This window comes from Serratia sp. EC4 (assembly GCF_059652115.1).
The window spans coordinates 605,134-622,904 of sequence record NZ_JBNIDE010000002.1 but is presented as its reverse complement, the minus strand read 5'-3'; the positions used below and the strand labels follow the sequence as shown (position 1 = coordinate 622,904).

Annotated in this window: 13 protein-coding genes; 6 read left to right on the top strand and 7 right to left on the bottom strand. The window is 57.1% G+C overall.

All coding sequences use genetic code 11. The features are described 5' to 3' along the window. Nucleotides 1-265 precede the first annotated feature (265 nt). Nucleotides 266-1,846, top strand: a complete 1,581-nt coding sequence (gene mqo / locus ACP39K_RS09715) for a malate dehydrogenase (quinone) (protein ID WP_016928479.1) — start codon at nt 266-268, stop codon at nt 1,844-1,846. A 205-nt stretch (nt 1,847-2,051) separates the two neighbouring features. After that, a complete protein-coding gene (locus ACP39K_RS09710; RefSeq protein WP_004939075.1) occupies nt 2,052-2,510 on the top strand; it encodes a helix-turn-helix domain-containing protein in 459 nt (152 codons plus the stop codon). 75 nt (nt 2,511-2,585) lie between these two features. Here ACP39K_RS09710 and ACP39K_RS09705 read toward each other — a convergent pair whose 3' ends face one another. The 4 genes from ACP39K_RS09705 to ACP39K_RS09690 form a co-directional block, all read right to left on the bottom strand. Next, nucleotides 2,586-3,626 (bottom strand): fimbrial protein, encoded by a 1,041-nt coding sequence (locus ACP39K_RS09705; protein WP_016928480.1) that lies wholly within the window; start codon nt 3,624-3,626, stop codon nt 2,586-2,588. An 11-nt stretch (nt 3,627-3,637) separates the two neighbouring features. Continuing rightward, nucleotides 3,638-6,253, bottom strand: coding sequence for a fimbria/pilus outer membrane usher protein (locus tag ACP39K_RS09700; RefSeq protein ID WP_033640906.1), 2,616 nt, complete (start codon nt 6,251-6,253; stop codon nt 3,638-3,640). Nucleotides 6,254-6,280: 27 nt separating this feature from the next. Further along, the gene (locus ACP39K_RS09695; protein WP_016928482.1) at nt 6,281-6,964 is read right to left on the bottom strand and encodes a fimbrial biogenesis chaperone; all 684 of its coding nucleotides are present in this window, start codon (nt 6,962-6,964) and stop codon (nt 6,281-6,283) included. 66 nt (nt 6,965-7,030) lie between these two features. Next, nucleotides 7,031-7,558: a fimbrial protein gene (locus ACP39K_RS09690; RefSeq protein ID WP_004939088.1), complete on the bottom strand. Its 528-nt coding sequence runs from the start codon at nt 7,556-7,558 to the stop codon at nt 7,031-7,033. Nucleotides 7,559-8,072: 514 nt separating this feature from the next. On the opposite strand from ACP39K_RS09690, the gene ACP39K_RS09685 reads away from it, so the two are divergent. The 3 genes from ACP39K_RS09685 to ACP39K_RS09675 all read left to right on the top strand — a co-directional run bounded on the left by ACP39K_RS09685 (nt 8,073) and on the right by ACP39K_RS09675 (nt 11,207). Beyond that, nucleotides 8,073-8,789, top strand: coding sequence for an EAL domain-containing protein (locus ACP39K_RS09685; protein ID WP_016928483.1), 717 nt, complete (start codon nt 8,073-8,075; stop codon nt 8,787-8,789). A gap of 21 nt (nt 8,790-8,810) precedes the next feature. Beyond that, complete coding sequence (locus ACP39K_RS09680) at nt 8,811-9,401, top strand: LuxR family transcriptional regulator (protein ID WP_004939094.1); 591 nt, start codon at nt 8,811-8,813, stop codon at nt 9,399-9,401. 180 nt (nt 9,402-9,581) lie between these two features. Next, a complete protein-coding gene (locus tag ACP39K_RS09675) occupies nt 9,582-11,207 on the top strand; it encodes an FMN-binding glutamate synthase family protein (protein ID WP_033640907.1) in 1,626 nt (541 codons plus the stop codon). A gap of 108 nt (nt 11,208-11,315) precedes the next feature. Here the strand turns inward: ACP39K_RS09675 and betA are convergent, their stop codons facing one another. From betA to betI, 3 genes are all read right to left on the bottom strand, one after another. After that, nucleotides 11,316-12,983, bottom strand: a complete 1,668-nt coding sequence (gene betA / locus ACP39K_RS09670) for a choline dehydrogenase (protein ID WP_016928485.1) — start codon at nt 12,981-12,983, stop codon at nt 11,316-11,318. Nucleotides 12,984-13,207: 224 nt separating this feature from the next. Further along, nucleotides 13,208-14,680, bottom strand: coding sequence for a betaine-aldehyde dehydrogenase (gene betB, locus ACP39K_RS09665; RefSeq protein ID WP_016928486.1), 1,473 nt, complete (start codon nt 14,678-14,680; stop codon nt 13,208-13,210). Nucleotides 14,681-14,694: 14 nt separating this feature from the next. Next, nucleotides 14,695-15,297 carry a transcriptional regulator BetI gene (gene betI, locus ACP39K_RS09660; RefSeq protein WP_004939107.1) on the bottom strand — a complete coding sequence of 201 codons (603 nt, stop codon included), beginning with the start codon at nt 15,295-15,297 and terminating at the stop codon, nt 14,695-14,697. Nucleotides 15,298-15,697: 400 nt separating this feature from the next. Between betI and ACP39K_RS09655 the strand changes: the two genes are divergently transcribed. Further along, entirely contained in the window at nt 15,698-17,737 is a 2,040-nt protein-coding gene (locus ACP39K_RS09655; protein ID WP_004939112.1) for a choline transporter, read from the top strand. The last annotated feature ends 34 nt before the right edge of the window (nt 17,738-17,771 follow it).

Genomic DNA, 17,771 nt, shown 5'->3' with positions numbered 1-17,771 from the left:
TTGCTTATATTCATTTTTTTTAGTTACAAAAGTAGTTTTTAACATTCTCGCAAACAATAATACCCCGCCAGTAACGTGAACCGATCAATTTGCACCCGGACGGCCTGCAATAGTTCACTTTTCGTTAAATACCCTATTAACAAAAAGGCATTATCGCTGCCTATCGGCTCACGCCGGGCGGTCGGCTTCATTATTTTCCAGGGTAACTCCCGCTAAATTCTTTCACCTGCAATGAGTAGAATTTACACACAAGAGATTTAATTCAATGAGAAAATTACTCGTCCTGATTTTCAGTCTCAGCCTGTTTGGCGTTACGCAGCAGGCGGCGGCTGAAGAGAAGAATAAAACCGTCGACGTGGTGTTGATCGGCGGCGGCATCATGAGCGCCACCTTGGGTACCTATCTGCATGAGCTGGAGCCGACCTGGACCATCGACATGTATGAGCGCATGAACGGCGTGGCGGAAGAGAGCTCCAACGGCTGGAACAACGCCGGTACCGGCCACTCCGCCTTCAGCGAAATGAACTACACGCCGGAAAAAGCCGATGGCACCATCGACATCAGCAAGGCGGTGAAGGTCAACGAGTCTTTCGAAATCTCCCGTCAGTTCTGGTCTTATCAGGTGAAAAACAATGTCCTGAAAGATCCGAAATCCTTTATTAACAGCGTGCCGCACATGAGCTTCGTGTGGGGCGACGACAACGTCAACTTCCTGCGTAAACGCTACGCGGCGCTGCAGCACAGCACCCTGTTCCGCGGCATGGAATACTCCGAAGATCCTGCGCAAATCAAACAGTGGGCGCCACTGGTGATGAACGGCCGCGATCCGGCGCAGAAAATCGCCGCGACCCGCATGCCGCTGGGTACCGACGTTAACTTCGGCGTGATCACCCACCAGCTGGTTGACGCGCTGAGCGCCAGCGACAAGTTCAAGCTGAACCTGAGCCACGAAGTGCGCGACATCAAGCGCAACGCCGATCAGACCTGGAGCGTGACCGTTGCCGATCTGAACCGCGACGGCAAAGAAACCACCGTTAACGCCAAGTTCGTGTTCATCGGCGCAGGCGGCGCGTCCCTGACCCTGCTGCAGAAATCCGGCATCCCTGAAGCCGACGGCTACGGCGGCTTCCCGGTCGGCGGCCAGTTCCTGGTCACCACCAACCCGGCGATCGCCAACCAGCACCTGGCCAAAGTGTATGGCCTGGCCAGCGTAGGTTCGCCGCCGATGTCCGTGCCGCACCTGGATACCCGCATGCTGGACGGCAAGCGCGTGCTGCTGTTCGGGCCGTTCGCCACCTTCTCCAGCAAGTTCCTGAAGAACGGTTCGCTGTTCGATCTGATGCACTCGCTGAGCACCTCGAACCTGATGCCGATGACCCACGTCGGTCTGGATAACTTCGATCTGGTGAAATACCTGGTCGGCCAGCTGATGATGAACGACGACGATCGCTTCGCCGCGCTGAAAGAGTACTTCCCAGACGCCAAGCAGGCAGACTGGAAGCTGTGGACCGCAGGCCAGCGCGTGCAGATCATCAAGAAAGACGCGGATAAAGGCGGCGTGCTGCAGTTCGGCACCGAAGTCGTCAGCTCTGAAGACGGCAGCATCGCCGCTCTGCTGGGCGCTTCGCCGGGCGCTTCCACCGCTGCGCCAATCATGCTGCACCTGATGGAAACCGTGTTCAAAGACAAAGTGGCGACGCCGGAATGGCAGAGCAAGCTGAAAGAGATCATCCCGTCCTACGGCCACAAGCTGAACGGCGATATCGAGATGACCAACAAGATCCGCGGTTACACCAGCAGCGTACTGGGTCTGAACTACATTGAAGTGAAACCAGAAACTAACTGATTTTCCGTCACTTCCTACTGAAAAGGCCGCTTTATGCGGCCTTTCTTTTATCCCCCTGCCATTCAAAGAGCATTTTTGGCCACCTTTTTACCCCCGGTTTACCCTTGCGTAACGGCGCACTCACGCCTATTATCAAAGAATATACTTGGATAATTAAGCTAAGTCACTGTGACCTGAATGTCGTTTTTGCGGGAGAACTAAAACCATGGATCGCGTCAATATCATTCACGATTTACTAGACTGGATTGAAACTCATCTGGATCAGCCGCTGCTGCTGGATAACGTCGCCGCCAAGTCGGGCTACTCCAAATGGCACCTGCAGCGCATGTTCCGCAGCACCACCGGCCACGCGCTCGGCAGTTATATCCGCGAGCGGCGCCTGTCGCAGGCGGCGCAGGCGCTGCGCTCCACCCCACGCCCGATCCTGGATATCGCCCTGCAATACCATTTCGACTCTCAGCCTTCGTTCTCGCGCGCCTTCAAGAAACAGTTCGGCAAAACCCCAGCAGTGTATCGCCGCACCACCCGCTGGGACGTCGCAGAATGGCCGGCGCAGCCGATAGAAATGCAGGCCGAACCGCGCCATGATGCCCCTACGCTGCCCCGTTGGTACGCCGGCAAACCGCCGGAAGGCGTTTGCACCAGCTGGATGGGGCTGCGTTAATCAGCGCGGTATAAGGCACAAAAAAGGGTTCAGTTCGCGAGAACTGAACCCTTTCTTTATTGACCAGGCACCGAATTATTTGAAGGTGACGTCAATATTCGCCGATGCGCTGAACGGCCCCACTTTCGGGTTGGTGCTCAACCATTTCAGGCTGGCCATAAAGTTCTTTTCAACGATGGTGCCGTTGACCAGGCCCAGATCGACCGGGCTGTTCATCATGATCGGCGTATTTGGCGTCGCCGCCTGCGAGATCAAAATACCGAAGCCGCTGTCGCTGGTCGGCAGGATCACGCTGTTATCCTGCAGCGGATAAGTGCTGCTGAAGCTGGCCTGCAGCGTCTCCCCCTGGCAGTCCTGTCCGGTCGTCGGATCGGACATATTGGCGGCCACCGAGAACGGCACCTGTTTCTCGATTTTGCCCACCACCGCATTCTGACGCGGGATAGTGCCGAAGTTCACCGTCGAACCGTTGTTGGCCACCACGGTGATTTTCGGGTTGCAGGAAATAAACTGAATGTTGCCCAGCCCGGAAATGTAGGCGTTAAAGTTGCTGTTCGGCGTGCCGTTCAAGCCGCCGACGCCATCAACCTGGAATACCGAGTACGAGTTGTTGTCGTTGATCTTGCCGCCGGCCGGCGGCGCCTTGCCGGTTGCTTTAATATAGATGGCGTAAGACACGGTTACCGTCAGCGATCTGGCCGGAGACAAACAACGGCTGCCCGAACGGCGGCATTCCGTGCCGGGACCGACGTCCTGACGTGCGCCTTTAGTCGGTTTGACATCGATCCCCTGATAAGTGACACCCACTTCGATCGAATTATGGATCTGACTCATCCGGGACTGCGGATCCCAGTACAGGTAAGCATTTTCCCCTTTCGGGTTGTTCCAGTCATCCGTACATTGGAAGGTCGAGGTAAAGGTCTGCGAACGCCACAGCAACGCGCCCGGCGCGGTATTGGCGGTCGACACCTTGATGGCTTTATCCAGCACGATATCCTGGCGAATGCTGCCGTTCTGCTTACACGACAGCGCATAGCTGCTCTGCGAAAACGCGCCCAGCGTGACCAGCAGCCCAGCCGCCAACCCGAGATTCTTGTGCTTTAACAAAGAAGACATATCCTTTCCTTTTACGGTTTTCCGCAGGTCAGCGAAAGTTCCTGATAACCCATCAGCTGTTCGGTCGCCGCTTTCAATTCCGGCACCACCAGTGAGCAGCTTTCGCCCGCGTCGTTGCCCCATTTCACCAGCAGGCGATCCCCTGCGGAAGCCCCTGAAATATAAATATCGCCGTTGGTACCGACAGTACCGTTGTTCTTGCCGTCCGCACTGAAGACGTTGGCGCCAATCGGCGGTACGCTGCCGTCGGCCATCTTGCTGTGTACCAACAGGCTTTGGCCCGTGTGCGTTTCAAACTTCACGCGGGTGATTGCGCCGTAAGTCGGCACCACGTCTCTCGCCGCCATCGGGATATCCAGGCCGTTGCCGATATCTTCGGTGCGCAGCGCCACGCGGTTATGGCGGTATGGCGACGCAGAGGTCATCACCGCGTAACCGAAGCGGTCGATGGCGACACCCGGTTGGTTTTCGATACGAACGCCCTTGGCGTCTTTGGCTTCCACCAGCACAAACGTATTCTGCAGCGGCTGGGTCAACGTCACGCCGCCGGAGTGTGCGACGATGCCGCCCGCCACGCCCAACGAAGACTGCTGATAATCTTTGCTGTAGCTATAACCGGCATTGATGGTCCCCATGCTGCCCTGATAACCGACGTTGGCCGAGCTGGTTTGGCCCGAATAACGATCATGACCGCTTTGCACCGCATAGTTCAAGCGGTTGTCATCCAGCGCGGTGCCGCTCAGGCCGGCGCTGTAGGTATTGCCGCTCTGCTTGCTGTGGCCGGCGTTGAAGCTGGCGGTCATGTCCGACGAATCCTTGCTGAAGAAGCTGAACGGAATCGATACGGTCAGGTTGACGCTGCGGTCTTTATAGCCGTAGTTGCTGCGGCTGTCCTGATAGAAGACGCCATAGCTGATATTTTTATAGCTGCTGTTGAAACCGGTTTGTACGGTGCGGTCTTCGCCGGATCCGCCCCAGTAAGACTGGTTGCTGAGGTTGGCGTACAGCGTCGAATTACCGGCGATGCGCTGGTTGACAGACAGCTCAACGCGCTGGCGTTTGTTGTTGAAACGGCTGGTGTAATAGCTGCGACGGCGAGATTCCGCCCAGTCCGGCACGCCCAGGTTGCGATCGTTTTGATCGTAGTAATCGTTACGGTAATAACCGTTCTCATAGCGTTCGCGCTCGGCAACCGCATCGGAGAAATCATAATAGCCGGAGGTCGAGTAACGGTAACCGGCAATGCGGAATTCCGTCCCCCAATCGTTGAGCGACTTGGAATACAGGAAACGGAAACTCTCCCCCTGCTTGTCATCGCCGTTCACCAGGTTGGTGTCGGAATAGGACATATCAAAAGAGACAGCCCCCCAGTTCCCCAGGTTTTTACCGAGGCCCACGACCGCTGAACGGTAGTTTTCCGCCACCAGCACGCCACCGTAAGGCGTGATGTCATACGCCATACCGTGCGACAAGGTGCCTTGGACAAACTTGGGCTGATAGCGGCTGGTGCCGTCGTGGTATTTACCGGCGGTCAGCTGATAGTTCCAAATCCCTTCGCGCAGCATGTTCGGCACCGAGGAGAACGGCACGACGAAAGAGGTTCTCGAACCGTTGGCTTCGATAACCGTCACGTCCAGGTTACCGCTCAGGGTGCTTGGGAAAATGTCCGTCAGCGCAAACGGCCCTGGCGGCACGTTGGTGCTGTAAATGGTATAGCCGTTCTGACGCACTTCAACGCGCGCGTTGGTCGTCGCCACACCGCGCACCACCGGCGCATAGCCGCGCTGGCTTTCCGGCAGCATGTCGTCGGCGCTGGACATCTGCACACCGCGGAACTGAATGCTGTCGAAAACATTGTTATTAGTGTTGGTCTGGCCGATCACCAGACGGCTGCGCAGAGAAACGATGTCCGTTTCCGCCCAGCTGGAAATGTTCTTCCAATGCGTACCGGCGCCCGACTGTTGGTTCAACGTCGAGTTGTTGCGCAGGCGCCAATCGCCAATATTGAGGCCATTGTTAAGGCTCAGGAAGTAATAGTCGGAAGTCTTGTCGTTCTGGTTGTTGCCGTAGCGGTTATGAGTGCCGCTAAAGTTATAGTTAACAAAGCCGGCATTGATGCCGCGATCGTAAACTTTCGGCGAAATGGCGCCTTGCGGGCGCGGGATCAGAAACACCTGCGGCACTTCCAGATCCATACGCTGTACGGCGGCGTCATAGCTCAGCTTGGCGCCGGAGATCTGTTGTGGCAATGCGTAGCATTGCGCGGCACCGGCGGTGGTCAGATCGCCGGGCAGCTTTACGCCGTAATCCTGGTAGTCCACCGCCGTCAGGCACGGCGCTACCGGAGAGTCTTTGGATTCTTTCTTGAACTCGATTTCGCGGTGATCGATACGCTGCCCGTTGAGATAGATATCAAACGGATATTTACCCGGCAGAATATCATCCCCGCTGGCCAACGACGCCACCTGGGCGATATTGTCATCGCCATGGATGAAGGAGGTGTTGAACTGCTCCTCCGCCATGGCCATCTGTGAGAATGAAAAAGGCACAGCAGAAAAATAAATTACACCATTAATCAGCTTCACCAAACGTTTTGGCGCGAGGGTTGTTATTCTTTTGTGTGCCATTTCTTTCATTCCTTGAAGTGCTTCAAATCAATTCAGTGCGACGTTTTTAATCTCGGTGTGACCGCCATAGTCGTTGATATAGGTAAACGACATAGTGTTGGCTGATTGCGCCCCCTGAGGCAGGGAGATGCGCAGGCTGTCGTGTGGCTTGACCATGTCGGCGTTCACTTTCCAGCTCTTGCCGCCGCTCTTCAGGTTCAGCACGCCCAGCGTGACGAACAGCGGGCCATCGTTAGTCACGACTAAATTGCCGCCCTGGCGCTTCCACTTCAGCGCTTCCGCCTGCTGTTGCAGGTTGGTTTTCAACGAATCCGGGCGATAGAACAGTTTGATACGGGTACGGATCGCCACCTGCAGCACGTTATCTTGCTTAGGCGTTGGCGGAATTTCCTGTACGTTGACCCAGAGCAGAGATTCTCTGTCCTGCGGCAAACCGCTGCCGGAATAGATAAAACGCAAAATGGCGTCTTTCTTGGCAGCCAGCTTCAAAATGGGTGGCGTCACCACGATCGGCAAATTCTTAGGCATCTGGCTTGCATCGCCAGTATCCAGCCAGGTTTGCACCATGTAGGTATCGTCGCTGTCATTGCTGATTGAGAGCGATGCGGATTTACTTGCACTGTTATAGATGACACGCGTCGCATCAACCTGAATGCCGGCAAAGGCATTAACAGAGAATGCGAATAAAATACCAGTCAGAATTTTTTTCATCGGAATGTCTCAACTCTCAAAATTTAGCCATCCTTGGCCAATAACTCTATCTATCCTGCCAGCGAATTATTTGTATTCGATGGTGAAGGTAGCGTTAGAGTTTGCCTGACCGGCAGTTACCAGATCCTGGAAGGATTTGTAACGAGCGCGCAGGTTGAAAGTCGCAGCGCCTGGGTTATCGCCATCAGCAGCAACGGTTACGGTAGCTGGGGTAGCCACTTCCTGAGAGATTGGCAGAGTAGAACCGTTGTTATCCAGAATTTCAACGCCAACGCCAGTCGCGCCGCCAGTTACAGCCAACAGCTCTGGGTGGCCGGCTGGGGTGTTACCGTCGAAACGCAGGGTGTAGTTACCCGCTTCACATTTCTCCAGGCTGATATCGAAAGCTTTAGCACCGCTGGTAGAACCGGCAGTTGGGAAAGCGGTGGTAGGATATTTACCCAGGTAAACTTCTTTATTCTGGTCTTTATCAACAACTTTACAGGTGGACTGTACAATTTCACCGGTGAATTTAACGTTGCCGTTTGCTGCCATTGCGTTGGAAGCAGTTGCAGACAATACCAGGGCAGCCAAAGGCAATAATACTTTTTTCATTTCCAGCTCCATAGAACAATAAAATAATCGATTCAGTGGCGGGCTTATATATATATTGCCGCCACTGAGCATACACTCAGCGATAGCACTCCCTTGCTGAAAAGGAGCGTTGCCTCGATGAACTCATTGCCGGACGAAATATAGACTAAGCATATTCTTAATGTTAAATCGTTTAAAACATTCATAAGCCCCCTCTTGATAGGAATAAACTATCGGCGGATACCTATCGATCGATGTTGACGATTCATATGAATAGGAATAATCTGTGTTTGGGAAAGCTGCAGAGTTCAAGATTTTGCATTAAGGCCTGAAAATCAGAATATTATCCCGAATATTTACACTTAGTAACATATTGCGACGTTTGGACTTTGGCACGAATTACGCGTTTAATGGTCTGTCGACACGTTTCGGCCATCCTGACGCTTTAAATAAGAAATTTACCAATAAACCTGGAGTAACTTTCTTTTTAACCATTTAAAATCAACAAGTTAAATATCAATCCAAGGATTGGGAAATGAGCGGTTCTTTCAGAGAGAAAAATAACGGCATTAATTATGTTTTTCAGCCAATGTTCGCGAAATCGGGACAATTGCTGGCCGTTGAATGTCTGTCTCGCTTTACGTTTAATAGCGAATACGCCCATTTTTCTCCTGAACAGTTCTTTCGTCACGCCGACAGCGCAACCCGGATTGAGATTTTGATGGATCAGATCAATCTGATCGATAAATACAAACACTGGTTTCATGAAAACCAAGTGATAGCCACTTTGAATGTTGACGATTATTCCCTGCAATCGCTGGCGAATACTCACTTTGCCGAAAGAATTAATGCCCTGCGCTGTATTCATTTTGAGATCAGCGAGAATTCAACCCGGCTGGTGAAAGATCGCGTGCACGGCGATCCGTCATTGAATAGTTATTCATTTTGGCTCGATGATTTTGGTTCTGGCTATGCGGGTTTTTCCGCGTTGTACAACAGCCAGTTCCGCTTCGTTAAGCTCGACCGTTTTTTGCTTTGGGACTTTATGAAAAAGTCCGGCGGCGAGGGCTTGATGCGCGCGTTACTGCGCTTCTTTTACCTTAATCATTACAAGGTAATTATCGAAGGAGTTGAAACTCCCGAACACAAGAAATGGCTGGATGAAATGCCATATTACGCACTGCAGGGAAAGCTGTGGAAGGAATCCAGCATCAAGGATTTGAACTCGCTTCTTACAGCTGAATACTTTTAACTCGGTATTGGTGTTTGCCCTATGTCTAAAAACAACGTTCTTGTGATTAGTGAGTGTAAGTACAGCTATGTTGGCCTGTCGGTGCTGCTGAAGAAACACTACGGCGCGTACGATATCCGCCTGTTTTCCGATTTCATGCATGGCGGCGCCAAAGCGGAGAAGATCACCAAGCACGATATCGCGCTGATTTTCACCTCGCAAAACCTGGAACAGAGCGTCAACGTGATAGAAAGCCTGGTGTCCCTGCACCAGCAATACAACAGCAAGACGCGCCTGCTGGTGTTCTATGACGACGAGCGGGTAGTGAAACTGCTGTCGATCCTGGGGATTTCCGTTGAGTTGGTCTCCACCCGCATTCCGCTTTATTCGCTGCAGGAAAAAATCCAGCGGCTGCTGGAAAGCAAGGAACCGGGCGGCATCCGGGTGCAGAAAACCCGCGAGCTCAGCCCGGCGGAAAGCGACGTGATCTTCAACCTGCTGCGTGGCGACAGCCTGCTGCACATTGCGGAAAAGCGCGGCACGCACCCGAAAACCATCTTCTCGCAAAAATACAGCGCGATGAAAAAGCTGCGGCTGCGCAGCATGAGCACCATCTTCGTCGCCGGAAAATAAACATCTTGGCTTGTTGCGCGGCACGCCGCGCGGCAACCCCCTTCCGCCAGGTTAAATTAATGTAACAACCGGCGACAAAGCAGCAACAGACACACAACATCCTCTCCTGTTGGTTACGATTTGCACACGGATTATCCGTGAGTCATGTCGTGTGGATTAAAATAAACATCAGGAGATGTTATGAAGTCGTCCTTATTCAGCCGCTATACCTGCTTTGTGCTGAGCATCTTGCTCACCCTGGTTTTCTTGATCATGATGCACAACCATCCGTGGTTCTGGCTGCCGGCCCTGGCCTGCGGTTGCCTGATGGTGCTGGGTATCTACGATCTCACGCAGCAGCGCCACGCCATCTGCCGCAACTACCCGATCATCGGCCGCCTGCGCTTCTTCTTCGAGTTCATCCGCCCGGAACTGCGCCAGTATTTCCTCGAGCAGGATAATGAAGAGATCCCGTTTTCGCGCACCCAGCGCACGCTGGTGTATCGCCGTGCGAAAAATGAGATGGGTGACAAACCGTTCGGCACCCTGCTGGACGTCTACCAAACCGGCTATGAGTGCATCGGCCACTCCATGCGGCCGGTCGAAGCCGCCGACCCAACCAGTTTCCGCATCACCATCGGCGGCGCCGATTGCCGCCAGCCCTACTCCGCGTCGATCTTCAACATTTCGGCCATGAGCTTCGGCGCGCTCTCCGCCAACGCCATCCGCGCGCTCAACCTCGGCGCGGCCAAGGGCAACTTCTACCACGACACCGGTGAGGGCAGCATCAGCCGCTATCACCGCGAAAACAACGGCGATCTGGTGTGGGAGCTGGGCAGCGGCTATTTCGGCTGCCGCACCGCCGACGGCCATTTCGATCCGCGCCGCTTTGCCGAACAGGCGCAAAGCCCGCAGGTGAAAATGATTGAAATCAAGCTCAGCCAGGGCGCTAAACCCGGCCACGGCGGCATTCTGCCGGCGAAGAAGGTGGATGCGGAAATCGCCGCCACCCGCGGCGTGCCGGAAGGCGTGGATTGCATCTCGCCGGCTTCGCACAGCGCCTTCACCACCCCGCTGGAAATGATGCATTTCATCCAGCAGCTGCGCGAGCTGTCAGGCGGCAAGCCGGTCGGTTTCAAGCTGTGCATCGGCCACCCGTGGGAGTTCGTCGCCATCGTCAAGGCGATGCTGCACACCCGCATTCTGCCGGACTTTATCGTGGTGGACGGCAAGGAAGGCGGCACCGGCGCCGCGCCGCTCGAACTCTCCAACTATATGGGCATGCCGCTGCGCGAAGGGCTGCTGTTCGTGCATAACACGCTGGTGGGCTGCGGCCTGCGCGACCAAATCAAGATTGGCGCCAGCGGCAAGATCATCAGCGCTTTTGACATCGCCAGCGTACTGGTGCTCGGCGCCGACTGGGTGAACTCGGCGCGCGGCTTTATGTTCGCCGTCGGCTGCATCCAGTCGCAAAGCTGCCACACCAACCACTGCCCGACCGGCGTCGCGACGCAAGATCCGCTACGTCAGAAGGCGTTGGTGGTGCCGAACAAGGCGGAGCGCGTCTATCACTTCCATCAAAATACGGTGAAAGCGCTGGCGGACATGCTGGCGGCGGCCGGCGTCAGCCGCCCGGAGCAGCTGACCTCGCACCATATGCTGCGCCGCATCACGCCGACCGAGATCAAGGTATACGCCGATATCTATTACTACCTGGAGCCCGGCGCGCTGCTGCAGCCGGAGATCAAAAGCGAGTTCTACGCCCGCATGTGGCGCATGGCGACGCCCACCAGTTTCGATCAGGCGATCTCGCTGCCGGCGGCATGATGGGATAAGGGATAAAAGAGAGTTGCCCCCTCGCCTTGGGGAAGAGCATATGGAGAGGGGTTGCTTGCTACGGCGGCCCTCCCCCTCAACGGCGAGAGGGCGTGTCGGTTACTGCTTGCGCACCGGCGCATCGCCGGCGACGTAGTAGTCGGCGGTGCTGCGCGGCAGCGGCGTGCGCTGGCGAATGCGATCGGCGATCTTCTCGGCGATCATGATGGTGGTGGCGTTCAGGTTGCCGGTGATTATCAGCGGCATGATTGACGCATCCACCACCCGCAATCCTTCCATGCCGTGCACCCGGCCCTGGCCGTCGACCACCGCCATTTCGTCTTCGCCCATCTTGCACGAGCAGGAGGGGTGGAAGGCGGTTTCGGCGTGCTCGCGCACGAAGGCGTCCAACTGCTCGTCGGTCTGCACCTCCGGCCCTGGGCTAATCTCGCGGCCGCGGTATTCGTCCAAGGCCGGCTGCGCCATGATTTCGCGCGTGATGCGGATAGCGTCGCGGAACTCCTGCCAATCCTGTTCGGTCGCCATGTAGTTGAACAGAATGCTCGGATGCTGGCGCGGATCTTTCGATTTCACCTGCACCCGGCCGCGGCTCGGCGAACGCATCGAACCGACGTGCGCCTGGAAGCCGTGCTCTTTCACCGCGTTGCTGCCGTTGTAGTTAATCGCCACCGGCAGGAAGTGATACTGAATGTTCGGCCAGGCGAACTCTGCGCGGCTGCGGATGAAACCGCCGGCCTCGAACTGGTTGCTGGCGCCGATGCCGGTGCCGTTGAACAGCCACTCCGCGCCGATCTTTGGCTGGTTAAACCATTGCAACGCCGGGTACAGCGACACCGGTTTCTTGCAGGCGTACTGCAGGTACATCTCCAGGTGATCCTGCAGGTTTTCCCCCACCCCCGGGAGATCGTGCACCACGTTGATGTCCAGACTTTTCAGCAGCGCCGCCGGGCCGACGCCCGAACGCTGCAGAATTTGCGGCGAGGCGATGGCGCCGGCGCACAGCAGCACTTCGCGGCGCGCTTTGGCATGGGTCAGCTGATTGCTGTCGCCCTGCAGATAGTTGACGCCCACTGCGCGCTTGCCCTCGAACACGATATGGTCGGTCAGCGCATGGGTGACGATCTTCAGGTTTGGCCGTGAACGCGCCTGATCCAGATAACCGCGGGCGGTGCTGGCGCGGCGCCCTTTCGGCGTCACGGTGCGGTCCATCGGGCCGAATCCTTCCTGCTGGTAACCGTTCAGATCGTCGGTGCGCGGATAGCCCGCCTGTACGCCGGCTTCCACCATGGCGTGGAACAGTTCGTTGTTACCGGCCTTCGGCGTGGTGACGCTTACCGGGCCATCGCCGCCGTGGTAATCGTTCGGGCCGATATCGCGCGTTTCCGCCTTGCGGAAATACGGCAGACAGTCCAGATAGGTCCAGTCTTCCAGACCCGGCGCCTTGGCCCAGTTGTCGAAATCCATCGCGTTGCCGCGAATGTAACACATGCCGTTGATCAGGGATGAACCGCCCAGCCCTTTGCCGCGGCCGCATTCCATCCGGCGGTTGTTCATGTGCGGCTCAGGATCGGTTTCATACGCCCAGTTATAGCGGCGGCCCTGCAGCGGAAACGCCAGCGCGGCCGGCATCTGGGTACGGAAATCCATCCGGTAATCCGGGCCGCCGGCTTCCAGCAGCAGGACGCTGACGTCGGCGTCTTCGGTCAATCGGGTGGCTAACACGTTGCCGGCGGAACCGGCACCGATAATGATGTAGTCAAATTCCATTCATTATCTCCTAAATATTCATATGCCTGAATGATGCGAATGGCTTGAATTCCGCATGCTGAATATATCGAGGCAGTTTTGGATGCAAAAAAGATATATCCCCTATGGATTTCGAGTTACAGCCAGGCGGCAAGGGCGCAGAGCCCCAGGCGCTTACTCAAGTAAGTGACTGGGGTCTGCGCTCGCAGCCAACAACGCTGTAGCTTGAAAGACGACGGGGATAGTTAAAATACCGAGGCGTATTCGCCCAGCTCGACCTGCACCGATTTGATCTGGGTGTAGTGCTCCAGCGTGGTCAGGCCGTTTTCGCGGCCGACGCCGGACTGCTTATAGCCGCCGACCGGCATTTCCGCCGCCGACTCGCCCCAGGTGTTGATCCAGCAAATGCCGGCTTCCAGCTGGTGGATCACGCGGTGCGCGCGGGCCAGATCGTGGGTCACCACGCCCGCGGCCAGGCCGAAGGTAGTGTCGTTGGCGCGGCGCACCACTTCCTCTTCGCTCTGGTAGCTGAGGATGCTCATCACCGGTCCGAAGATCTCTTCGCGCACGATTTCCATGTCGTCGCGGCAGTCGCTGAATACCGTCGGCGCCACATAAGCGCCCTTGCCGAATTCGCCGTGGGTGACGCGTTCGCCGCCGCACAGCAGGCGCGCGCCGCTGTTTTTGCCGCTCTCGATAAAGCGCAGCACCGATTCCATGTGCGCGAAGCTGACCAGCGGCCCGAAGTTGGTTTGCGGATCGGTCGGATCGCCGAGGCGAATGCGTTTCACGCGCTCGAGAATTTTCGCCTCAAACTGCGCCTGCAGCGCCGCCGGCACGAAGACGCGGGTGCCGTTGGTGCACACCTGGCCGGAACTGTAGAAGTTGGCCATCATGGCGATATCGGCGGCGCGATCCAGATCGGCGTCGTCGAAGATAATCAGCGGCGACTTGCCGCCCAGTTCCATGGTGACTTCCTTCAGCGTCGAACCCGACGCGTTGGCCATCACCTTCTTGCCGGTTTTCACCCCGCCGGTGAAAGAGACTTTGGCAATGCCCGGATGGTCGGTCAGGTACTGCCCCACCTCCGCGCCGCTGCCGGTCACCACGTTGAACACGCCGTCCGGCAGGCCGGCTTCGGTGTAGATTTCCGCCAGCTTCAGCGCCGTCAGCGACGTGACTTCACTCGGTTTGAAAATCATCGCATTGCCCGCCGCCAGGGCCGGCGCGGACTTCCACAGCGCGATCTGAATCGGGTAGTTCCAGGCGCCGATGCCAGCCACCACGCCCAGCGGTTCGCGGCGTGTGTAGACGAACGAGGTATCGCGCAGCGGGATCTGCTCGCCTTCAATGGCCGGGATCAGGCCGGCGTAGTACTCCAGCACGTCGGCGCCGGTGACGATGTCCACCGCGGTGGTTTCCGACATCGCTTTACCGGTATCCAGCGTTTCCAGCGCCGCCAGCTCATCGTTGCGCTCGCGCAGAATATCCACCGCGCGACGCAGGATGCGCGAACGCGCCATCGCCGTCATCGCCGCCCACACCTTCTGCCCGCTGGCCGCGCTGGCCACCGCACGATCGACGTCTTCAGCGCCGGCGGACTGGACTTCAGCCAGAACTTCGCCGTTCGCCGGGTTAATGGCGTTGAAGGTTTTTCCAGCGGTGCTGTCTACATAGGCGCCATGAATATAGAGCTTCTGCAAGCCAAAACGGGACATAGGATCTCCTTGAGTTAGCCTCCGGGCGGCGTTTGCCCCCGGAGTTGGAACGTGATGTATTCGGTCGTGAGCGCCAGCGCCTGCGCCTGATTGAACGCCGAACCGCGCAGCGCGCTGCGCAGCCACAGCCCATCGATCAGCGCCGCCAGCCCCTTGGCCGCCAACCGCGCCTGCGGCTGCGGCATGACGCGGCGAAATTCGGCGCACAGGTTGGAATAAAGCCGGCGGCCGTTCACCTGTTGCAGCCGGTTGAGCTGCGGCTGGTGCAGGCTGCTGGCCCAAAAGGCCAGCCAGGTCTTCATCGCCGCGCTGTTGATCTGGCTGTCGTCGAAGTTGCCGGCGACGATCGCCTGCAGCCGCGCCGCCGGGCTGTTATCGGTGAGCGCCTGCAAGCGCAACTTCACCGCCTCGCCCAGATGGCTGATCAGATAGCGCATCGTGGCTTCCAGCAGGCCGTTCTTGTCCTTGAAATAATGGCTGATGATGCCGTTGGAAACGCCGGCCCGCCGCGCGATCTGCGCGATGGTGGCGTCATGCATTCCCACTTCGTTTACCGCGGCGAGCGTGGCATCAATCAACTGCTGCCTTCTGATTGGCTGCATTCCTACCTTTGGCATATTTCGACTCTCACAAAACCGACTTCGGCCTTATCTCAGCGGGCAAATTTCACTGCCGTTTCGCCCGTGATTCAGGTCATCATGAGGACTATTAAACTTTTTTTTGATTGAACGTTCAATAAAAATTGCATATATTTTATTGCCGCCTGGTTAAAAATTTGTACTATCTGGTTGTGGAACTGGCTGATTTTTGTGAGGTAATTAACGAATCTGACCAAAATCAGTGGCTGTAAGCGGTTCCCGCCGCGAAGCGCTCCGGTGCTTCAGCAACAGGCGAAAGCGGCGTTACTCAGGCCATTCCCATGGGGATGGCCGCCGCCTTCATTCGCCCGTTTTCCGGCGGCGCCAACGCGCCCCGAAATGCGGAGCGGCACGATTTTACTCAGTTCAGAGGATGACGATGACAACACGCGAAACCTCCTCCAAACCGCAGCAGGACCGCCTCAACCCTGTGGTTTTCTTCACCTCGGCGGGGCTGATCCTGGCCTTCTCGCTGATGACCATCTTTTTCACCGACTTCTCCGGGCAGTGGATCACCCGCACGCTGAATTGGGTGTCGACCACCTTCGGTTGGTACTACCTGCTGGCGGCGACGCTGTACATCGTGTTCGTGGTGTTTATCGCCGCCTCGCGCTTCGGTTCCATCAAGCTCGGGCCGGAACAGTCCAAACCGGAGTTCAGCCTGATGAGTTGGGCGGCGATGCTGTTCGCCGCCGGCATCGGCATCGACCTGATGTTCTTCTCGGTCGCCGAGCCGGTGACCCAGTACATGATGCCGCCGGAAGGCGACGCGCAAACGCTGGAGGCCGCGCGCCAGGCGATGGTCTGGACGCTGTTCCACTACGGCCTGACCGGCTGGTCGATGTATGCGCTGATGGGCATCGCCCTCGGCTACTTCAGCTATCGCTACAATCTGCCGCTGACCATCCGCTCGGCGCTGTACCCGATCTTCGGTAAGCGCATCAACGGCCCGATCGGCCACAGCGTGGACATCGCCGCGGTGCTCGGCACCATCTTCGGGATCGCCACCACGCTGGGCATTGGCGTGGTGCAGCTCAACTACGGCCTCAAGGTGCTGTTCGAGATCCCGGAAAACCTGACGGTGCAGGGCTCGCTGATCCTGCTGTCGGTGATCATGGCCACCATCTCGGTGACTTCCGGCGTCAACAAGGGCATCCGCATCCTGTCCGAGCTGAACGTGCTGCTGGCGCTGGGTCTGATCCTGTTCGTGTTGTTCTTCGGCGACACCGAGTTCCTGCTCAACGCGCTGGTGCTTAACGTCGGCGATTACGTCAACCGCTTTATGGGCATGACGCTCAACAGCTTCGCCTTCGATCGGCCGGTGGAATGGATGAACAACTGGACGCTGTTCTTCTGGGCCTGGTGGGTGGCGTGGTCGCCGTTCGTCGGCCTGTTCCTGGCGCGCATCTCGCGCGGGCGCACCATTCGTCAGTTCGTGGTCGGCACGCTGATCATACCGTTCGTGTTTACCCTGCTGTGGCTGTCTATCTTCGGCAACAGCGCGCTGTACCAGATCATCCACGGCAACGCCGAGTTTGCTCAGGAAGTGATGCAGTTCCCGGAGCGCGGCTTCTACAGCCTGCTGGCGCAATACCCCGGCTTCACCTTCAGCGCCTCGGTGGCCACCATCACCGGCCTGCTGTTCTACGTCACCTCGGCGGACTCCGGCTCGCTGGTGTTGGGCAACTTCACCTCGCGCCTGGCCGACATCAATAATGATGCGCCGAACTGGCTGCGGATTTTCTGGTCGGTGGCCATCGGCCTGCTGACCATCGGCATGCTGATGACCGACGGCGTGCCGGCGCTGCAGAAAACCACGGTGATCATGGGCCTGCCGTTCAGCTTCGTGATCTTCTTCGTGATGGCCGGGCTGTATAAATCGCTGCGGGTGGAAGACTACCGCAAGGCCAGCGCGCTCAGCACCCTGGCGCCGGTGCCGGTCTCCAGCCACGACGTGCTCAACTGGAAACAGCGTCTGTCGCGGGTGATGAACTACCCGGGCACGCAGTACACGCAGAAAATGTTGGATAAGGTTTGCCGTCCGGCGATGCAGGACGTGGCGCGCGAGCTGGAGTTGCGCGGCGCGAAAGTGGAGTTCAGCGAAGTGCCACCGACCGAAGACGAACGCCTGAACCACCTGGAGCTGCTGGTGCACCTGGGCGAGGAACAGAACTTTATCTATCAGATCTGGCCGATGCGCTACTCGGTGCCTGGCTTCACCTACCGTGCCCGCTCCGGCAAGTCGCACTACTACCGGCTGGAAACCTTCCTGATGGAAGGCACCCAGGGCAACGACCTGATGGACTACAGCAAGGAACAGGTGATTGGCGATATCCTCGACCAGTATGAGAAGCACCTGAACTTCCTGCACATTCATCGCGAAGCGCCGGGGGGCACCCTGACCTTCCCGGATATGTGACGGCCAATCAATAACGAGAGGGCGTAGCCAGGCT

Coding starts and splice junctions, on each gene's coding strand:
- mqo (WP_016928479.1), top strand. CDS start 266: ATGAGAAAATTACTCGTCCTGATTTTCAGTCTCAGCCTGTTTGGCGTT.
- ACP39K_RS09710 (WP_004939075.1), top strand. CDS start 2,052: ATGGATCGCGTCAATATCATTCACGATTTACTAGACTGGATTGAAACT.
- ACP39K_RS09705 (WP_016928480.1), bottom strand. CDS start 3,626: ATGTCTTCTTTGTTAAAGCACAAGAATCTCGGGTTGGCGGCTGGGCTG.
- ACP39K_RS09700 (WP_033640906.1), bottom strand. CDS start 6,253: ATGGCACACAAAAGAATAACAACCCTCGCGCCAAAACGTTTGGTGAAG.
- ACP39K_RS09695 (WP_016928482.1), bottom strand. CDS start 6,964: ATGAAAAAAATTCTGACTGGTATTTTATTCGCATTCTCTGTTAATGCC.
- ACP39K_RS09690 (WP_004939088.1), bottom strand. CDS start 7,558: ATGAAAAAAGTATTATTGCCTTTGGCTGCCCTGGTATTGTCTGCAACT.
- ACP39K_RS09685 (WP_016928483.1), top strand. CDS start 8,073: ATGAGCGGTTCTTTCAGAGAGAAAAATAACGGCATTAATTATGTTTTT.
- ACP39K_RS09680 (WP_004939094.1), top strand. CDS start 8,811: ATGTCTAAAAACAACGTTCTTGTGATTAGTGAGTGTAAGTACAGCTAT.
- ACP39K_RS09675 (WP_033640907.1), top strand. CDS start 9,582: ATGAAGTCGTCCTTATTCAGCCGCTATACCTGCTTTGTGCTGAGCATC.
- betA (WP_016928485.1), bottom strand. CDS start 12,983: ATGGAATTTGACTACATCATTATCGGTGCCGGTTCCGCCGGCAACGTG.
- betB (WP_016928486.1), bottom strand. CDS start 14,680: ATGTCCCGTTTTGGCTTGCAGAAGCTCTATATTCATGGCGCCTATGTA.
- betI (WP_004939107.1), bottom strand. CDS start 15,297: ATGCCAAAGGTAGGAATGCAGCCAATCAGAAGGCAGCAGTTGATTGAT.
- ACP39K_RS09655 (WP_004939112.1), top strand. CDS start 15,698: ATGACAACACGCGAAACCTCCTCCAAACCGCAGCAGGACCGCCTCAAC.